The organism is Halorientalis regularis (genome assembly GCF_023698535.1).
In the GTDB taxonomy this organism is placed as follows: domain Archaea; phylum Halobacteriota; class Halobacteria; order Halobacteriales; family Haloarculaceae; genus Halorientalis; species Halorientalis regularis.
On record NZ_JALJCL010000044.1, the window covers coordinates 1 to 745 of the forward strand.

At 58.1% G+C, this 745-nt stretch carries 1 protein-coding gene; it reads right to left on the reverse strand.

What is annotated here, in order from left to right; translation table 11 throughout:
* Window positions 1–8 precede the first annotated feature (8 nt).
* The gene (locus MU521_RS21310; protein ID WP_250864861.1) at window positions 9–689 is read right to left on the reverse strand and encodes an IS6 family transposase; all 681 of its coding nucleotides are present in this window, start codon (window positions 687–689) and stop codon (window positions 9–11) included.
* Window positions 690–745 lie beyond the last annotated feature (56 nt).

Below are 745 nucleotides of genomic sequence, written 5' to 3' on the forward strand. Positions count from 1 at the left end.
GGCACTGTCTAGTTCTGGATCTGCTCAGCTGGCGTCTGTCCATCGAGTGCTTGATTCGGTCGTTCGTGGTTGTAGTGGTGTCTAAAGCGTCGTAACCACTGTTTCGCGCTTGTCTGACTGCCCCGCCAAAACGAGTGGAAGCGGTCGATGCGCATGGTAACAGTCTGGAACCATTTTTCGATGTGGTTCCGGATCTGGTAGTCGAGCTGACCGCTCAACTCGTGACGAGCAAGGGCAGTCAGATAGCCACCAGCATCCACGAGAAACTCTGTGTCGGCCACATCATGTTTCTCGATAAGCCGATGCAAGAACGCCGCCGCGGGGTCAGTCCCGCGGCGGCTGAACACGTCAACTTCGAGTAACAGCTTCGATTCGGTGTCGATAGCGGCGTAGAGCCACTTCTTTTGACCGTCTATCTCGATTTGTTTCTCATCGACCGCGACCCGCGACGGCGACGCCGTCGGCGGGTCGCTCTGTGCTTCAGACAGCGTGTGAACCCAGTTCCAGACCGCGCCATGAGAGCGATCGACACCCAGCAGGTCTAAGATGGCGACCGTCTCCCTGATCGACAGCCCAGCCGCGTGGAGACGCACCCCAAACCGCCGGACGGGTGTCGGGGTGCGCTCGTTCTCCCAAACGTCTTGACTGTCCTCTTCCAACGTCTCGCTGAGGAGGTCTGCGAGTTGCATAGGCACTTCTCGCTACAGCCTCCTCGCTTCTCAAACTCACTCAACTAGACAGTGCC